Here is a 14,577-nt window from a genome sequence, read left to right on the forward strand (position 1 = left end):
CGCAGGGATCCCCGCAGCCGCCCGTTTTTAAGCCGCGGGGCTCCGATAACCGGGTATGGAACTGGAACTGCGGTTCTTCGCGACGTTTCGCGAGGCCGCCGGCGGGAAGACCGTCGAGGCGGAGTTCGCCGACGGATCGAGCGTCGGCGACGTGTTGCGGGAGCTGGAAGACGAGTACGAGGAGATGGCCGGCCGCCTGATCGTCGACGGCGATCTCGCCCCCCAGATCAACGTGCTGAAGAACGGCCGCGAAGTGCTCCACCTCGACGGGCTGGAGACGGCGCTGGAGGACGGGGACCGACTCTCGGTGTTCCCGCCGGTGGCCGGCGGCGCATGACCGTCGACGGCGGGGCGAACGACGGGGACGACGGCGACGGAAGCGACGGCGCCGACTCCGACGACGGCCTCCCTCCGGCGGAGGAGGGCTGGGAGCACGAGACGGTCGCGTACCGCGGGATCTCGCGGCGGCTCGCGGCCCACTACCTCGTCAACCTCGGCGGCGAGCTCGTCGGCACGGACGACCCGGCGGAGGCGACCCGCGTGGACGGTGACGGGTGGCGCGTCGCGCTCAGCGCCGAGACGGTCACGGCCGCGGCCGCAATCACGCTCACCGAGGTGACCGCGGAGTTCGTCGGGGATCCGGAGGCGCTGGCGGAGCTCCTCCCGAAGTACCGGCAGAAGGCGATGCGGGCCGGCGGCTGATGGGCGGGGACGAGGAGACCGACGGCGCGGGTCGAGACGCCCCCGACGGCGACGGGCCGGGCGACTACCCGATCGGCGGGCCCGCCCTCGTGAAGACCGCCGCACTCGCGAGCGTCCCCGCCGAGCGGCTCCCCGCCCTCCTCGCCCGCGTGCAGGCGGATCTCGGGCCACGGATCGACGACTACCGCCGGCGGTACGAGCGCATCGCCGCCGAGCCGGACCGCGAGACGTTCCTCGTCGAGCCCGACCACTGGGAGGGGATCGCGGAGCGGTTGGGGCTCTCGAACCGGGAGCGCGACGCGGTCGCCCGCGCCCACGAGACGGCGGTCGAACGCGCGGGGTCGGGCCGGACGTCGCGCGAGGAGTTCGAGACCGCGCTGGAGATCCGGTCGGGCGTCGTGATCGGGACTTCGGGCGAGCGCGCCGAGGACTGACTGCGACCGACCGCGTCCGCGACGACTGAGAACGATCGACCGCGACCGACGCCTTTTCGACGCCCCCGCGTGGACGTGCCGCCATGCGACTCGCACGCCTGCTCACGCCGGACGGGCCGGTCTTCGGACGCTACGAGGACGGGACAATCGTCGCGGACGACGGCCGCTACGAGGTCGGCCGCGACGGGCGGCTCCTCCCGCCCTGCGACCCGAGCGCGCTCTACTGCGTCGGGCGGAACTACGTCGAGACGCTCGACCAGATGGCGTACGAGCGCCCGGAGGAGCCGGACTTCTTCATCAAGCCGCCGGCGAGCCTGCTCGCGCACGGCGAGCCGATCGCGTACCCCGACTGGACCGACGAGCTGACGTACGCCGGCGAGCTCGTCGCCGTCATCGACGAGCGCTGCCGCGACCTCGACCCCGAGGACGTCCTGGAGGTCGTCCGCGGCTACACGATCATGAACGACGTCGACGCACTCGACCAGCAGGGCCGGACCGCGCGGAAGGCGTTCGACGGCTCCGCGCCCCTCGGGCCGTGGATCGAGACGGACGTCGACCCGACGAACCTCGACATCTCGACGACGGTCGGCGGGGAACAGCGCCAGGACGCCAACACCGAGCTGATGCTGTTCGGGCCCCACGAGATCGTCTCGTACCTCTCCGAGCGGTTCACGTTCGAGCCCGGCGACTGCGTCGCCTTCGGCAGCCCGGCGAACCCCGGGCTCGTCGAGCCCGGCGAGCGCGTCGAGATCACCTACGAGGGCGTCGGGACGCTCTCGAACCGAGTCGTCGACAGGGAGTAGGTGCGAAGTTCGAGGAACCCATTTAAAAAGACGCGGTTGGCGTGCGCCTGCTCGCGCGCCGAAGGGCGCGAGCAGACCGCACGAGGGAGTCGGACCGGCGCAGCCGCGCCGGTCCGACGAGGCTGGGGAGGCGTGAGGTGCTGTGCGGGGCGGGACTCAAAGGAGCAGGCGTGAGGCGGGCGCAGGCGTTCACGAGAGCTTTGCTCTCGTGAGCCAATCAGAACGCGGAGCGTTCTGATGACGACGTAAGCACTGCAGGGAGCGAACGAAGTGAGCGACCGAAGCGCGTGGTTCGAAACGGCTTCGCCGTTTCGTCATCGCCGAAAATCTCTGATTTCCGGCTAGCAGTCAGAATCCGATGGATTCTGACGACATCACGAAAGGCGCAGAGCGCCTTTCGAACGACAGCGAACGTGCGCCCGCCTCACGGCTGGGGCTTTGGACGTGTTCGCTGTCGATCCAGTATCGATTATTTATAAGTGAGCCGCTGGAGTACAGCCCGGGAATCTGATTAGTCCGGATTTCTCATGGGCTGCCGTTCGCCGTACGTCAGGGTCCGCCAGACCCACTCGACGGGGCCGAACCGATAGCGCTTGAGCCACGCCACCGACAGCACCACCTGCACGACCCAGATCGCGAGGACGATCCCGTACTGCTCGACGCGGGTCACGGAGCCGAACAGGCCGAGGCCGTGGCCGTAGAAGATCGAGGTCGCGAGCACGGTCTGGAGCAGGTAGTTCGTGAAGGCGGTCCGACCGACGGCGGCGAAGGTCCTCGTCACCGGCCCCTCCGGGCGCCGCTTCGCGTACAGCATGACGAGCCCGAGGTAGCCGCCGGCGACGAGGAGGCTCCCGACGTAGTTGAACTGCCGCCAGTACAGCGCGGCGCCCGCGCTCCAGTCGTTGGCCTCGATGTAGGCGACGCCGGCGACGACGATCGCGACGCCGACGACCCCGCCGGCGACGAGTCGTTTATAAAACCCCGCCGAGCGCTCGCCGGTCAGCACGCCCCAGCGGTACAGCGCCATCCCGAGGAGCATCACGCCGCCGATCCGCCAGAAGCTGGAGCCGATGAAGCCGGTCGTCTGCCGCTGGAACGAGGCGGAGACGCGGTGGTCCATCTGCGCCAGCCAGCCGCTCCGATAGGTCGCCACCTCCTGACGCAACGCGGCCTCGCTCGGCGCCCACTGGGACGCGATCGCGTCGCCGCCGATGCTGACCGCGGCGAACAGCTCCGTGGCGGGGACGAACAGGAGGAAGATCCCGCCGAGCGCCGCGAGCCGCGTCGCGTCCAGGTCGCGGAGCGAGATCAGGAACAGCCCCGTGAACCCGTAGGCGACGAGGATGTCGCCGTACCACAGCAGGTACGCGTGCATGAGCCCGATCGCGATGAGGGCCGCGGTCCGCCGGTAGTGGAGCCGGACCGCGTCCTGGCCCTTCTCCTCTTTGCTGTCGACGAACAGCAGGACCCCGGCGCCGAACAGCGCCGAGAACAGCGTGATGAGCTTCGACTGCGCGAACACGTGGCCGGCGAACCACGCCCAGTAGTTCGCGCCCGTGAAGTCGCCGTAGGCGGCGGCGTCCGCGTAGACGGTGGGGTTCAACAGGCTCGCCTCCGGCATCGCGAACACCCAGACGTTGATGAGCAAGATTCCGAGGAGGGCGAAGCCTCTGAGCGCGTCGAGGCTGACGATGCGTTCGGAGGGGGGCGTCGGACCGGCGTCGCGTGTCACGAGTTGGCTCCGAGGAGGGACTGCAGGACCGAATAGGTTCGGATAGCGGGAGCGGCCGACGCGACGAACTGACTCGTGTGACGGACCGGCCGACGACCCGCTCAGTCCAGCCTGACGGCCTCGCCGCGCTCCGAGGACCGGTAGATCGCGTCGATGACGCGCTGGACGGAGAGCGCCTCGTCGACCGTGTTGATCGCGGGCGCCTCGCCCGCCGCGACCGCTTCGAGGAAGGTCGATTGCTCGGCGGCGTGGCTGTCGCCCTCGCGGGTCTCGACCTCGGCGTCGGAGAAGTGGTGCTGGTCGTCGTCGAAGGATCTCGCCTCGTGGATCGTGAGCTCGTCGCTGCCGCGATCGAACGTCGCGCCCGCCTCGGTCCCCCGGATCACGAACTCGTCGTTCGTCGGGCGGTTCGTCGCCCACGCGACCTCCAGCGACACCGTGTTGCCGTTTTCGTCGCGAATGAACGCCGACGCGGAGTCCTCCACGTCGAACCCGTCGGCGCCGTTGTCGTCGCCCCACATGTGGACGAACGAGTAGTCGTCGCGGTTCCCGAACTCGGAGCGGGTCTGGCCCGACACCTCGACGACCTCCGGGTGGTCGAGGAAGTACAGCGCCAGGTCGATGGCGTGGACGCCGATATCGATGAGCGCGCCGCCGCCGGCGACCTCGTTCGAGGTGAACCACGAGCCGCGGCCGGGGACCCCGCGGCGCCGGACGTAGTTCGCCTCGACGTGGGTCGTCTCGCCGAACCGCCCCTCGTTCTGGTACCCCTTGATCACCTGCACCGGCTCCGCGAACCGGTTGTTGAACCCGACCATACAGAACCCCTCGGCCTCGCGGGCGGCCGCGGCGATACGCTCCGCGCTCTCGACGGTGTGCGCGAGCGGCTTCTCCAGGAGCACGTCGAGGCCGGCCTCGAGCGCCGAGGTCGCGTACTCCTCGTGGAACCGGTTCGGCGTCGTGATCAGGACCGCGTCGCACTCCTCGTAGAGGTCCGCCTCGCTCTCGTAGGCGTGGACGCCGAACTCCTCGTGGAACCGCCGTCGAGCGTCGGCGTCGATGTCCATGCCGCCGACGAGGTTCGCGCCGCGTTCGCTCAGCTTCGTCGCGTGGTGGGTGCCGATGCCGCCGAGCCCGACGATGCCGACGGCGACGTCGTTCGCGTGAGTCATGGACGGGATTCACAACGAATGTTGTTAAGGTTCACGCTCCGATTCGTAGAGGCGATATCGCCCCGAAGCGCCTCCTCGTCACCGATCCCGCGTCATCCACTCGCTCGCCTGCGGTTCCCCTGGGTCCGTGACGACCTCGACGAGCGCGGGCCCGTCGCGGCGCCGGGCGGCGTCCACCGCGTCGCCGACCGCGTCTCGGTCGGTCACGCGCTCCGCGGGGACGCCCATCCCGGACGCGACGCGCACGAGGTCGAGCCCCGCGTCCGCCCAGCCGTACGCGCCCTCGGAGAAGCCGTACGACCGCGACGCCTCCTCGCTGATGATCGCGTAGTCGTCGTTGTTGAGCGCGACGACCGTGACGTCGATCCCCTCCGCGGCGAGCGTGTGCAGCTCGTGGACGCACATCATGAGCCCGCCGTCGCCGGTGAGCGCGACCACGTCGCGGCCGGGGTTCGCGAGCTTCGCGCCGATCGCCGACGGCAGGCCGGTCCCCATCGTCGCCCACGAGCCGGGGTTGACGTACGAGCGGGGGCCCGCCGCCGCGAAGGAGACGAGCGTCCAGAGCCGGAAGCCGCCGGCGTCGGCCGTGACGACCGTCTCCTCGGGAAGCGCCTCGCGAACCTCGCGGAGGACTTCGACGGATCGGAGTGGGTCGGCGGAATCGCGGTCGCTCGCGAGCGCCGCGAACCGCTCCTCGTCGGCGGATCTGACCGCCTCGGCGCGGTCGGCGCCTCGGAGTGCCGGTGATGCCGGATCTCCCCCGTCGAGCCGGTCATCGAGCGCCCGGAGGAACCGGTCCGCGTCGGCGACGATCCCGAGCTCGGTCTCGTAGCCGAATCCAACGTCGTCGCCGTCGAGGGTGACGTGGACGAGCCGGTCCGGCATCGACACGGACCACGAGGCGGTCGCGACCGCGTCGAGGTCGGATCCGACGACGAGCCCGATGTCGGCTGCGGCGAGCAGCTCCCGGAGCGCCGTGCTCGACCCCCCGCAGAGGACCCCGGCGGAGAGCGGGTGCGTCTCCGGGAACACCCCCTTTCCTTTATACGTGGTCACGACCGGGGCGTCGAGCGCCGCCGCGACCGATCGGAGCGCGTCGCTCGCGCCGGCGCGTCGCACGCCTCCGCCCGCGATGATTACCGGGACGTCGGCGTCGACGAGGCGTTCCGCGGCGCGGTCGACGGCGTCGTCGGGGGGCGCCGGCGGCGCGCTCGGCGAGCGCTCGCCGACCGACGGCTGGGGCGTCCGGCTCGCGAGGACGTCCTTCGGGATCCCGACGCGGACCGGGCCTTGCGGATGCTCGCGGGCGACGCGGATCGCGTCGGCGACCGCGGGAACCGCGCCCGCGGGTGAGTCGACGAGGACGTTCTCCTTGACGACCGTGTCGTACGTCTCTGGCGGCGTCTCGTGGATCCCGTCGCCGCCGCGGACCTCCCGTTCGGTCTCGACGGCGAGGTGGAGGAGGGGGACGCAGTCGTTCAGGGCGTTCTTCAGCCCGTTCATCGCGTTCATATCTCCCGGCCCGGGGACGACCACCGTGGCCGCCATCGCCCCGGGCTCGCTCGTCTCGGCGTACCCCCACGCCTGGTGGGTGACCGCCGTCTCGTGACGCGCGACGACGAACCCCGCGTCCCGGTCCGCGAGCGCCTGGTTGAGCGGGAGCGTCTGCTTCCCGGGGATCCCGAAGGCGACGTCGATCCCGCGGGCGAGCATGCGGTCGACGACCGCCTCGGCGACGGTCGGCGCCTCGCCCGCGCCCGGCTCCGTACCGGTCGAGGGCTCGTCGCCGGACGATGGATCGTCGCCGGACGGGGACTCGTCGGTGACCATACTTCGAGGTCGACGGAGCGGATGTTGAAACCTTCGGCGAGGCGGAATACGGGGCGCCGGCGTGGGGGTCAGTATCGACGCGACGGCGAGTGATCCGAACGGATACGTCGCTGGCCGAGTGAGTGGGGACATGGTCGAGATCGCGGTTCAGTTGTACTCGCTTCGATCGCTCGACGCGCCGCTTCCGGACCTTCTCGACCGCGTGGGGGAGGCCGGCTACGACGGGGTCGAGTTCGCCTATCGGGCGCGCGAGTCGCCGGTCGGGGACGTGCTCGCCGCCCTCGATCGGAACGGGCTCGACGCCGCGTCCGCGCACGTCCCGATCGAGGCGTTGGAGGACGTTCCGGCCGAGTGGCTGGAAGGGGAGTTCGAAGAGACGCTCGACCTGTACGATCGACTCGGCGTCGACACCCTCGTCGTCCCCTGGCTCGACCCGGAGCACTTCGAGAGCGCCGCCGCGATCGACGCGGCCGCGGCGCGGCTAGACGACCTCGCGTCCGCGCTCGACGCCGAGGGGATCCGGTTCGCGTACCACAACCACGATCAGGAGTTCGCGACTCTCGACGGCGCTCCCGCGTTCGAACGGCTGATCGACCGAACCCACGGTTCCGTCGGCTTCGAGGTCGACGTCGGCTGGGCACTCGCCGGCGGTGCGGACCCCGCAGCGCTGATCGACGACCACGCCGACCGGATCACGCACGTTCACGCCGCGGACGTCGACGTCGCCCGCGGCGAATCGGTCGGGCTCGGCGACGGCGACGTGGACCTCGACGCGGTCGTCGCGAGCGCGCGGAACGCCGACGCGGAGTGGCTCGTCTACGAGCACGACGACCCCTCGGACCCGATCGCGTCGATCGAGCAGGGGGCTGACGCGCTCCGAAGGGCGCTGCGCTGAGCGCGATGATCCCGGGATCGATGGGCTCGACAGGGTCAGACCGCGCTCCGCCCGCCCTCGCACCTGAAAGCGTGAGAGACGGGGGAGAACCGCCCGAGGGGTCTTCCGCTGGCCGGGACCACACACGTAGCTACTTTACTACTCAGTGTCATATGTCTTGTATGCGTTTACCAGAGACACGCGATCTGTTCGCACGGAAACTCCAGTTTCCGGCGTCACGGGATACGGTGCTAGAGACGGTGGGGAGCACGGAGCTCTCACCTCCGGACGGGGAGGCCACGACGATCCGGACGGTCATCGAGCGGTCCGAGGTGGAGGAGTTCGCGTCGGCCGACGACCTCTACGACACGTTGATGACGCGGGTCGGAGCGCAGTTCATCGGACGCCGGTACTACGACGACCGCGGCGGGATGCCGCAGCAGGCCGACGACGAGAGCGAGGTGAGCTTCTGATGGCGGTCACGCTGGTGTCGGGAGTCACCGGTGTCGGGCTCTCCAGCGTCTGTCAGGCGGTTCGGCGCGGACTCGGAGAGGAGTACAGGCTGATTAACTTCGGAGACGTGATGCTCGAACAGGCCGCGACGAGCGGGATCACGACCGAACGGAAAGAACTCGGTGAGCTCTCTCAAACGCAGACGCGCCGCCTCCAGCGTCGCGCGGGGGAGTTCGTCGCCGAAGAGGCGGAAACCGCGGACATTCTCCTCTCGACGCACCTGGCGGTCGAAACGTCGGCCGGGTACATCCAGGGGCTGCCAGTCGAAGTGCTCCACGACGTTTCGCCGACCGCGTTCGTCCTCGTGGAGGCGGAGCCGGAGACGATTCTCGAACGCCGACGGGAAAGCGACCGCGAAACGCGGGCGGCCACCGAGCGCAAGATCTCCTTCGAGCAGGACCTCAACCGGTCCGCCGCGCTCCAGTACGCGCGCGACCAGAACGCGCCCGTTCGGTTCATCGAAAACGAGGGCGATATCCAAGAGGCCGCCGAGCGCATGGCCGAGACGTTGTGACCGGGTGACTCCGGTCGGTCCTCCTCGCGGGACCGGACCGACCGTAGACGACTCCGCGACGTCGGCGACCGCTACTCTGCGACGTCGACAACCGCGATTCCGCGACGTCGGCGACCGCTACTCCGCGACGTTCGTCTCCCGCACTCGCACGCCCTTGCGCGCGAGGTGTCGCATCTGCCGCTGCGCGAACTCCTCTTCGCTGGAGCCGCGCGTCGCGAGCACGTAGACGAGCGCTGAGCCGGCGGGGCGCATCGTCCGGCCCGCGCGCTGGGAGCCCTGCCGGCGGGAGCCGCCGAGCCCGCTGGCGACGACCGCGACCTCGGCGTTCGGGAGGTCGATGCCCTCGTCGCCGACGCGGGAGACGACGAGGGTGTCGAGGTCGTCTACGTCCGAACCGGGTCCCGCTTCCTCGCCGTCGTCGCTCCCTCCGTCCTCGCGGAACCGCCGGAACAGCTCCGCGCGCTCGTGATGGGGCGTCTCGCCGCTTATAAACGGGACGCCGAGCGCGTCCGCGATCGCCTCGCCCTGGTCGAGGAACTCGATGAAGACGAGCGCCTTCTTGTCGCGGTGAGCGGCCAGCAGGTACCGGATCTCCTCGATCTTCGCGGGGTTCTCGGCGGCGAGCCGGCGTCGCTCGCGGCCGTCGGCGCTGGCGTACTCGTTCTGCGCCAGCTCGTCGCGCCACGGGACGTAGCGGATCTCGACCTCCGGCTCCTGGACGAAGCCGGCCTCGAACAGCTCGTCCCAGTCGGCGCCGATCGGCTGGCCGATCAGGGTGTAGATCTCCTCCTCGCTGCCGGTCTCGCGGACCGGCGTGGCCGAGAGCCCGAGCCGGTGTTTGCTCTGGAGCTCGGCCGTCCGGGAGTAGACCGGGGCACTGACGTGATGGGCCTCGTCGAAGCAGATCAGTCCCCACTTTCGCGAGTCGAACAGGCTGCGGTGGCGGTCCATCCCGGCGATCTGGTAGGTCGCGATCGTGATCGGCCGGATCTCCTTCTGCCCGCCGTGGTACAGTCCGACGTCGGCGGGGTCTATCGTGGAGTGTTCGAGCAGTTCCTCGCGCCACTGCCCGGCGAGCTCGCGGGAGGGGACCAGGATGAGGGTCTCGCCGCCGACCGCCGCGATGGTCGCGATGGCGGCGACGGTCTTCCCGGAGCCCGGCGGACCGACGTACACCCCGGAGCGGCGCTCGAGGAACGTCTCCACCCACGTCTCCTGGTAGGGTCGGAGGTCGGTCGTGAGGTCGACGTCGACCGGGTCGCCCACGTCGAGGTCGCGGTCGTCCTCGACCGGGTAGCCCGCGTCGTAGAGGGCGCGCTTGACCTCGGCGACGGCCTCCTCGTTCACCCAGGCCTCCGTCTCCGAGATGGGCGCCCGGAGGTGGTCGTCGTCGAGGTGCTGGTCCGCGACGTTGCCCATCAGGCTCTCGGCGGCGGCCGCCAGGACGACGTAGTCGTCCTCGTGCGTGTAGAGGCGAAAGCGGTGCGCGCGGCGCCACTGGTCTCGGATCCACTCCTCGAGGTGCTCGTACCGGCACGGGAGCACCGACCGGAGGCTCGCGATGAGGGCGTCGGCGTCGTCGAACGGCGCGGCCCACACGTCCTCCTGACGGATCCGGTAGAGGTACCCGCGGGTGCCGGGCTCCGTCCCGGTGGTGTCGACGAGGTGCGCGAACTGCGAGAGCCGTGCCCGGGTGTACTGCGTCGGGCGGTCGACGACGATCTCGCGGCGGTTCGGGAACGCGACGACGCGCTCGCGGGTCGCCAGTCGGCCCCAGTCGGTCGGGTAGAAGACGACCGGGTCGCTCTCGACGTCGAGCCGGTCCACGTCGCCGCGGTCGACGAGCGCGGCCAGCGCGTCGCGGGCGGCCGACTGCGTCGTGCCGAGCCGGCGAGCGACCTCGCTGGCCGTCGCGATCGGTCGCTCTTCGGCTTCGAGCGCCTCGTGGAAACGGTCCAGCGAGAGGTCGGTGTCGGCCGTTGCGTCGTCCTCGGCGCCGGAGCCGTCTGCTTCGCCGGACGCGCCGGGCTCGTCGGTCATTAGAACCGATTCGGGCGCGACGCTGAAAGGGGTAGCGTCCGCGGGCGGGAGGGGTGGTACGGCCCGGCTGTCAGCGACCGGAGCGCCCGTGACAGCCGCGGGAGGTGATCGCGTCCTTCGACCGGAACCGGCAGCCGCAGTCGGCACAGCGGACGTACGGCTCGCCGGGTTCGGTCTTCAGGCGGTGGTCGCCGACGACGAACGGGCGAGTCACGGTCCGGGGGCGGATCCGGTCCGGGATCGGCGTCGAGGACGACTCGCTGAGCGCCGCTCGCACGGCGATGGTGTCGACGTCGACGGGGTCCCATCGGCGGGCGTCGAGGGCCGCCTCGCGGTCGGCCACCTCGGTCCAGCCGGTGACGACGACGGGGGAGTTCGTCTCCGTGTCGCCGACGACGACGACGAACCGGATCCCGCCCTCGACGAGGGCGAACCGCCAGCCGTCGGTCCGGTTCCACCGGAGCTGTCCGCGCCGGATCGCGTCGCTCACGGTGCGGGTCGAGACGTAGCGACCGGGCTGTTCGAGCCGGTCGCGGAAGTGATCGGTGAGCGCGTAGAGCCCCGGGTCGCGGATCGGCGGGTCCTCCGCGGTTCGCGCGACCGAGGACCGTCGGTCCGAAGCGGAGTTCCGGCGCCGCGAGTCGCCTGTCTCCGGGTCGAAGGGGAGGGAATCCGACCTCGCCGCCCGCCGGCGAGACCCCGCCGGCGCGGTCGTGGACGCGGTCCGACGCTCCGTCGTCGATCCGGGACGGGGCGACTCGCCGTCCCCCGGCCCGCCCTGTCGGGATGCCACTGAGTGTTCGTACAGAGTGTGCTCTTAAGTGTGTTACGGCGACACAGGGGTGCGGTCCGCGGATCGGCGTCGGACGATCGGCGGGCGTTCGCCGCGGGTTGCGCTCCGGGCGCGAGCTACTCGTGCCCGGAGACACGGACCGGCTCGTACGGCTCCTCCAGCCACTCCACGTCCGACTCCGTGAGCGTCACGTCGAGCGCCTCAACGGCGTCCTCCAGGTGCTCGACGCTCGACGTGCCCACGATCGGCGCGTCGACGACGTCTTTGCCGGCCACCCAGCGGAGCGCGATCTGGGCCATCCGCACGCCCTTCTCGTCGGCCAGCTCCTCGATCCGGCGGTTGACCTCCTCGCCGCCGCCCTCGCGGTACGGGCGCCCGAGTTCCGTTTCGTGTTCCCCGCGGGACGTGGCGTCGTCCTGCTCGTAGGGGCGCGCGAGGTAGCCGGCGCCGACCGGGCTCCACGGGATCATCCCGACGTTCTTCTTCTCGCACAGCGGAACCATTTCGCGCTCCTCCTCGCGGTACGCGAGGTTGTAGAGGTTCTGCATCGTGACGAACCGCTCGTACCCCTCGCGCTCGCTCGCGTGGAGCGCCTCCGCGAACTGGTGCGCCCACATCGAGGAGGCGCCGACGTATCTGACCTGACCGCGGCGGACGGCGTCGTCGAGCGTCGCCAGCGTCTCCTCGATCGGCGTGTCGTCGTCCCAGCGATGGATCTGGTACAGGTCGACTGTGTCCATGCCGAGCCGGTCGAGGCTGTGCTGCAGCTCCTGTTCGATCGCCTTCCGCGAGAGCCCGCCCGAGTTCGGGTTCGACTCGTCCATCTCGCCGTACACCTTGGTGGCGACGACGAACCGGTCGCGGTCGTACTCGGCGAGCACGTCGCCGAGGATCTCCTCGCTCTCTCCGTTCGAGTAGACGTTTGCGGTGTCGAAGAACGTGATCCCGAGCTCGACGGCGCGCTCGATGAGCTCGCGGCCCTCGTCCTCGTCGAGCATCCACTCGTGCCCGCTCCCGAAGCTCATGCAGCCGAGCGCGAGCTCGCTGACGCTCGTCCCGGTGTCTCCCAGCGTCGTGTATTCCATACGGAACGGGCAGCGCCCCGACTAATAAATCGCGGCGGCTGCGCGATCGGATATTTAAATTGAACCGGTGGGTCGGCCTACAGCGCCGGCGGCTCGTCGCGACCGATGACGATCTCTTGTCCCTCGACGTCCTCGAGGGCGGCGACCCGCCCGCCGATCTCGACGCGCCCAGACGCCGTCTCGACCATCAGCGAGGCGACCTCCTCGGACTCCTCGAACGCGAGATCGACGACGCGGCCGCGGACGGTCACCTCCTCGCCGGTCTCGATGTCCCGTCCCTCGACGGCGGCGTAGAAGTCGTCCTCGCCGAACTCCTTGACGTCCTTGACGGCTCGGCGGATCGACGCGTAGCGGCGCGGGAACGGTCGATCCGCCCCGTTAGTGGCGAGCGTCTCCGCGGTCGTCCACAGCACGGTGCCGAAGAAGCCGGAGACGAGGAAGCCGAGCGCGGACCGGTTGAAGATGACCCCGTAGCGCTCGCGGTCGTCACGGAGGGCGTCCTGCGTGGCGTAGACGGAGTACTCCCCGTCGGCGACCGCGAGGATGGGCGTGGTGATTCCGCGGCGTGCCCGGGCGATGGTCGAGACTTCGAGGTAGTCGAACTCGTCCGGGTCCGGCGCCTTCGACGCGGGCGTGACGAGGAGCTCGACGCTGACGCCCTCGGCCACCTTCGCCGCGAGGTCGTCGCGGAACCGACGGAGCAGGCCGGGGGTCAGCGAGACGGCGAGCTCGTACTCGGCGCCGCCGATGACCTCCTCCAGGTACCGGAGGATCGTCGAGCGCGACTTCACTAGCGACACGGCCTCGGTCTCCCGCGTCGGCGCGGTGTAGCGCGCCTCCAGCTCGTCGACCATCTCGGCGAACGACGACCGGAGGTCGCCGAACGCGTCGTCCGGGTCGACGGCGACGATCTTCATCGGCCGCGACTCGCGCAGCTCCACGAGCCCGCGGTCCGAGAGGCTTCGGACCGTGTCGTACACGCGCGGCTGCGGGATGTCCGTCCGGTCGGCGATGTCGCTCGCCGTCAGTTCGCCGTGTTCCAGCACCGCGAGGTAGGCGTCGATCTCGTACTCGCCGAGGTTGAACCGGTCCCCGACGTGATCGAGGGTGTCGCGGAGATCGTCGGTCATGCTGGTGACGATACGTCCCTCGGATATAGGTTTTTACTATGAGTCGAGTTGCACGCGTTTTCAGAGTCAGATCCCCTGAGACGATCCGTCGACCAGCGTCGCTGTGATAGGTATTTGGTTCGAAGCGATAGTACATGTACGTAAGTCGATTCGCGTGGGCCGTCACATGTACATCCGATCGTAGGCGCCGTCCGGCTCGTCCTCCTCTATCCGCTCGGCGAGCCCTTCGTAGTGTTTGCGGACCTCGGCGGCGAACGACGCCAGCGGCTCGGAGTCGATCCCGAGGTCGTAGGTCCCGTTCACCGTATCCACGAGCCGCACCGCGGCCTCCACGTCCGGGGCCTGCGCGTGGACCGGCGTGATGAACACCCCGACACCGAGCGGCGAGCCCATTCCCCGTTCGAGCAGCGCCGCGTTCGCTCCGTCCAGGAAGCCGGCCTCCATCGGGGGGATTGCCTCCTCTCCGTCCCTCTCTGTCGCGAGCCGAGCCTCGCGGTAGTCGTCCGTCGCGACGTAGAAGGTCCGGTGAGCGTCGGGGCCGTGCGGGATCGGCACCCCCGACAGCACCGCGATCTCGGAGACGCCGGCGCCCTCCGTCCAGTCGAGGATCGACGACGAGAGCGGCTCCCCGAGCGCGGGCGGGACGAACTGTTCGGCCACGAGGACGGTGATGTCGACGTCGTCCGCGGAGTAGAGTCGGATCGGGTGACGCGGTCGTCCCTTCGCGAACGGGGTGATCGAGGGCAGCCCCTCGATCCGAATGTGGCCGGTCTCCTCGAGCCCGAGGTCGTCGACCACGTAGTCCACGGCGGTCAGTCCGGCGAGGCCGAACGAGGAGAATCCGGCGACGAGGACGTCGCTCGGGGCGGAATCGTGCGCGACGCTGAAGGACGGTTCGGTGGGCGGTGTGCGGGCCATACTGTCGAGTTCGCTCGGACGGGTGATAGTGGTTACT

The 14,577-nt window shown here is 70.0% G+C and carries 15 protein-coding genes; 7 read left to right on the forward strand and 8 right to left on the reverse strand.

Annotated elements, in window-relative coordinates; all coding sequences use genetic code 11:
• Nucleotides 1–55 precede the first annotated feature (55 nt).
• The 4 genes from Hrr1229_RS14025 to Hrr1229_RS14040 all read left to right on the forward strand — a co-directional run bounded on the left by Hrr1229_RS14025 (nucleotide 56) and on the right by Hrr1229_RS14040 (nucleotide 1,939).
• Complete coding sequence (locus Hrr1229_RS14025; RefSeq protein WP_123112323.1) at nucleotides 56–337, forward strand: ubiquitin-like small modifier protein 1; 282 nt, start codon at nucleotides 56–58, stop codon at nucleotides 335–337.
• Nucleotides 334–702, forward strand: a complete 369-nt coding sequence (locus Hrr1229_RS14030; protein ID WP_123112322.1) for a hypothetical protein — start codon at nucleotides 334–336, stop codon at nucleotides 700–702. Before Hrr1229_RS14025 ends, Hrr1229_RS14030 begins: the two co-directional genes overlap by 4 nt.
• On the forward strand, nucleotides 702–1,136 hold the full coding sequence (locus Hrr1229_RS14035) for a hypothetical protein (RefSeq protein ID WP_123112321.1): 435 nt from the start codon (nucleotides 702–704) through the stop codon (nucleotides 1,134–1,136). Before Hrr1229_RS14030 ends, Hrr1229_RS14035 begins: the two co-directional genes overlap by 1 nt.
• A gap of 83 nt (nucleotides 1,137–1,219) precedes the next feature.
• Nucleotides 1,220–1,939 carry a fumarylacetoacetate hydrolase family protein gene (locus Hrr1229_RS14040; protein WP_123112320.1) on the forward strand — a complete coding sequence of 240 codons (720 nt, stop codon included), beginning with the start codon at nucleotides 1,220–1,222 and terminating at the stop codon, nucleotides 1,937–1,939.
• Nucleotides 1,940–2,450: 511 nt separating this feature from the next.
• Here the strand turns inward: Hrr1229_RS14040 and Hrr1229_RS14045 are convergent.
• The 3 genes from Hrr1229_RS14045 to Hrr1229_RS14055 all read right to left on the reverse strand — a co-directional run bounded on the left by Hrr1229_RS14045 (nucleotide 2,451) and on the right by Hrr1229_RS14055 (nucleotide 6,673).
• Nucleotides 2,451–3,671 (reverse strand): DUF418 domain-containing protein, encoded by a 1,221-nt coding sequence (locus tag Hrr1229_RS14045; RefSeq protein ID WP_123112319.1) that lies wholly within the window; start codon nucleotides 3,669–3,671, stop codon nucleotides 2,451–2,453.
• A gap of 101 nt (nucleotides 3,672–3,772) precedes the next feature.
• Nucleotides 3,773–4,843, reverse strand: a complete 1,071-nt coding sequence (locus Hrr1229_RS14050) for a Gfo/Idh/MocA family oxidoreductase (RefSeq protein WP_123112318.1) — start codon at nucleotides 4,841–4,843, stop codon at nucleotides 3,773–3,775.
• A 78-nt stretch (nucleotides 4,844–4,921) separates the two neighbouring features.
• Complete coding sequence (locus Hrr1229_RS14055; RefSeq protein WP_123112317.1) at nucleotides 4,922–6,673, reverse strand: thiamine pyrophosphate-binding protein; 1,752 nt, start codon at nucleotides 6,671–6,673, stop codon at nucleotides 4,922–4,924.
• A 130-nt stretch (nucleotides 6,674–6,803) separates the two neighbouring features.
• On the opposite strand from Hrr1229_RS14055, the gene Hrr1229_RS14060 reads away from it, so the two are divergent.
• The 3 genes from Hrr1229_RS14060 (at nucleotide 6,804) to Hrr1229_RS14070 (ending at nucleotide 8,574) form a co-directional block, all read left to right on the forward strand.
• Nucleotides 6,804–7,568 carry a sugar phosphate isomerase/epimerase gene (locus Hrr1229_RS14060; protein WP_123112316.1) on the forward strand — a complete coding sequence of 255 codons (765 nt, stop codon included), beginning with the start codon at nucleotides 6,804–6,806 and terminating at the stop codon, nucleotides 7,566–7,568.
• A 227-nt stretch (nucleotides 7,569–7,795) separates the two neighbouring features.
• Nucleotides 7,796–8,020 carry a hypothetical protein gene (locus tag Hrr1229_RS14065; RefSeq protein WP_255212515.1) on the forward strand — a complete coding sequence of 75 codons (225 nt, stop codon included), beginning with the start codon at nucleotides 7,796–7,798 and terminating at the stop codon, nucleotides 8,018–8,020.
• On the forward strand, nucleotides 8,020–8,574 hold the full coding sequence (locus Hrr1229_RS14070; protein WP_123112314.1) for an adenylate kinase: 555 nt from the start codon (nucleotides 8,020–8,022) through the stop codon (nucleotides 8,572–8,574). Before Hrr1229_RS14065 ends, Hrr1229_RS14070 begins: the two co-directional genes overlap by 1 nt.
• A gap of 117 nt (nucleotides 8,575–8,691) precedes the next feature.
• Here the strand turns inward: Hrr1229_RS14070 and Hrr1229_RS14075 are convergent, their stop codons facing one another.
• The 5 genes from Hrr1229_RS14075 to Hrr1229_RS14095 all read right to left on the reverse strand — a co-directional run bounded on the left by Hrr1229_RS14075 (nucleotide 8,692) and on the right by Hrr1229_RS14095 (nucleotide 14,540).
• Nucleotides 8,692–10,614: a DEAD/DEAH box helicase family protein gene (locus tag Hrr1229_RS14075; RefSeq protein WP_123112313.1), complete on the reverse strand. Its 1,923-nt coding sequence runs from the start codon at nucleotides 10,612–10,614 to the stop codon at nucleotides 8,692–8,694.
• Nucleotides 10,615–10,684: 70 nt separating this feature from the next.
• Entirely contained in the window at nucleotides 10,685–11,407 is a 723-nt protein-coding gene (locus Hrr1229_RS14080; protein ID WP_176329417.1) for a hypothetical protein, read from the reverse strand.
• Nucleotides 11,408–11,523: 116 nt separating this feature from the next.
• Entirely contained in the window at nucleotides 11,524–12,492 is a 969-nt protein-coding gene (locus Hrr1229_RS14085; protein ID WP_123112312.1) for an aldo/keto reductase, read from the reverse strand.
• Nucleotides 12,493–12,569: 77 nt separating this feature from the next.
• The gene (locus tag Hrr1229_RS14090; RefSeq protein WP_123112311.1) at nucleotides 12,570–13,622 is read right to left on the reverse strand and encodes a TrmB family transcriptional regulator; all 1,053 of its coding nucleotides are present in this window, start codon (nucleotides 13,620–13,622) and stop codon (nucleotides 12,570–12,572) included.
• Nucleotides 13,623–13,784: 162 nt separating this feature from the next.
• Nucleotides 13,785–14,540, reverse strand: a complete 756-nt coding sequence (locus Hrr1229_RS14095) for a PAC2 family protein (RefSeq protein WP_123112310.1) — start codon at nucleotides 14,538–14,540, stop codon at nucleotides 13,785–13,787.
• Nucleotides 14,541–14,577: the final 37 nt, after the last annotated feature.

It is taken from the genome of Halorubrum sp. CBA1229 (assembly GCF_003721435.2).
GTDB lineage: Archaea > Halobacteriota > Halobacteria > Halobacteriales > Haloferacaceae > Halorubrum.

Excerpts from the sequence above, each read along its gene's own strand:
- Hrr1229_RS14090 (WP_123112311.1), bottom strand. The coding sequence starts at position 13,622 with ATGACCGACGATCTCCGCGACACCCTCGATCACGTCGGGGACCGGTTC.
- Hrr1229_RS14085 (WP_123112312.1), bottom strand. The coding sequence starts at position 12,492 with ATGGAATACACGACGCTGGGAGACACCGGGACGAGCGTCAGCGAGCTC.
- Hrr1229_RS14070 (WP_123112314.1), top strand. The coding sequence starts at position 8,020 with ATGGCGGTCACGCTGGTGTCGGGAGTCACCGGTGTCGGGCTCTCCAGC.
- Hrr1229_RS14060 (WP_123112316.1), top strand. The coding sequence starts at position 6,804 with ATGGTCGAGATCGCGGTTCAGTTGTACTCGCTTCGATCGCTCGACGCG.
- Hrr1229_RS14095 (WP_123112310.1), bottom strand. The coding sequence starts at position 14,540 with ATGGCCCGCACACCGCCCACCGAACCGTCCTTCAGCGTCGCGCACGAT.
- Hrr1229_RS14075 (WP_123112313.1), bottom strand. The coding sequence starts at position 10,614 with ATGACCGACGAGCCCGGCGCGTCCGGCGAAGCAGACGGCTCCGGCGCC.
- Hrr1229_RS14025 (WP_123112323.1), top strand. The coding sequence starts at position 56 with ATGGAACTGGAACTGCGGTTCTTCGCGACGTTTCGCGAGGCCGCCGGC.
- Hrr1229_RS14030 (WP_123112322.1), top strand. The coding sequence starts at position 334 with ATGACCGTCGACGGCGGGGCGAACGACGGGGACGACGGCGACGGAAGC.
- Hrr1229_RS14035 (WP_123112321.1), top strand. The coding sequence starts at position 702 with ATGGGCGGGGACGAGGAGACCGACGGCGCGGGTCGAGACGCCCCCGAC.
- Hrr1229_RS14050 (WP_123112318.1), bottom strand. The coding sequence starts at position 4,843 with ATGACTCACGCGAACGACGTCGCCGTCGGCATCGTCGGGCTCGGCGGC.
- Hrr1229_RS14040 (WP_123112320.1), top strand. The coding sequence starts at position 1,220 with ATGCGACTCGCACGCCTGCTCACGCCGGACGGGCCGGTCTTCGGACGC.
- Hrr1229_RS14055 (WP_123112317.1), bottom strand. The coding sequence starts at position 6,673 with ATGGTCACCGACGAGTCCCCGTCCGGCGACGATCCATCGTCCGGCGAC.